1 protein-coding gene is annotated in these 1,376 nt (G+C 45.9%); it reads right to left on the bottom strand.

The features are described 5' to 3' along the window. Positions 1-266 precede the first annotated feature (266 nt). Positions 267-1,283, bottom strand: a complete 1,017-nt coding sequence (locus L5M29_RS23590) for an IS110 family transposase (RefSeq protein WP_263143571.1) — start codon at positions 1,281-1,283, stop codon at positions 267-269. Positions 1,284-1,376: the final 93 nt, after the last annotated feature.

Genomic DNA, 1,376 nt, shown 5'->3' with positions numbered 1-1,376 from the left:
TATATGGACCCATCCGGTTTGCAAGACATTCGATAGCGATTATGAGAAGAGTTCATTGCACCCATATATTCGGCCTGTTATTGAGGTATGCCTCTGGCCCTGATGGATATCTGCTTCTACTGTCCTTATCATCCTTGCGGCTTCATTATGAGCCTATGGCGAGCTAAGGTTTTCAGTAGATCAGTCTGACTGTCTCATCATCAAATCAATTGTCATAGCAACTTGCTGGTTGATTAATTATTAACGTTTATTGAATCTATTCAGCACTATACTGGAAGTCGATATTCTTCGTCATGCGCCGCGATAACCCATGCCATTCTCGCGAGCTTATTGGCGACGGCTACACAGGCTCGGTTAAAACCTCGGCGCTCTGCTAACTGGATTGCCCAGCAACTAAACTTATCTTGCTTATTCTGGCTGTGTTGCAACACCGCTCTGGCGCCGTGGATGAACAGGGTGCGTAAATACGCATTTCCCCGCTTGCTTATCCCAAGGAGGTTATCTTTACCTCCGCTGCTGTGTTGTTTGGGAACCAAGCCACACCAAGCTGAAAAGTGCCTGCCATTACTGAAATCTTTACCATCACCTGCGGCGGCATAAAAGGCGGTAGCGGTGACTGGACCAATGCCAGGGATAGTCTCTAAACGCTGGCAAATCACATTGTTTTTAGTTTCAGTAAGCACTTGTGCATCACAACTCTTAAGCCGTTTTTCTATATCACTAAATTCTTCATATAAGTGATAAAAAATGGCCCGACCTTTAGTGGTCAGCGCATTGGTTTCATCCGCTAAAATATCTGGGAACTGTACTTTAAAAGCCGATTTACTTTTGGCTATCACGATGCCGTATTCTGCTAACATGCCTCGCACTTGGTTGATTAACGCTGTGGATTGCTTAGTTAATCGTTCGCGCATTCGGTGGAGCAGTTGCACATCTTGCTGCTCGATACTTTTGGGTTTTACAAACCGCATGTTGGGCCGCTGCGCAGCCTCGGCAATGGCTAGCGCATCGTTGTAGTCATTTTTATTACCTTGCCTAAAAGGAACCACATACTGCGGGGCAATTAACTTAACTACGTGCCCAAATTGCTCGAATTCTCTGGCCCAATAACTCGCGCCGCCACACGCCTCCATAACGATAAGGCAAGGCTCAATTTTCGCGACAAAGGGCAGCAAGTCTTTGCGTCTAAGCATTTTCTTTTTGATTAACTTGCCCGCTTTATCGACGCCAACAGCATGAAAAACAGACTTTGCGATATCTAAACCGATTGTAGTAATCTTCATAGGTGGACCCGTCCTCTTTCTGATGAGTTTTAGCGACTACATCGTGGCCCATTGCGAGGCCGATTTAAAGTGGATGGGTCCATTCCATTATCC

Origin of the sequence: Shewanella sp. SM95, from assembly GCF_025653595.1 — a bacterium.
Taxonomy (GTDB): Bacteria; Pseudomonadota; Gammaproteobacteria; order Enterobacterales; family Shewanellaceae; genus Shewanella; species Shewanella oncorhynchi.
The sequence above is the reverse complement of the archived record's forward strand: the minus strand, read 5'-3'. Positions and strand labels throughout refer to the sequence as shown.

Excerpts from the sequence above, each read along its gene's own strand:
- L5M29_RS23590 (WP_263143571.1), bottom strand. The coding sequence starts at position 1,283 with ATGAAGATTACTACAATCGGTTTAGATATCGCAAAGTCTGTTTTTCAT.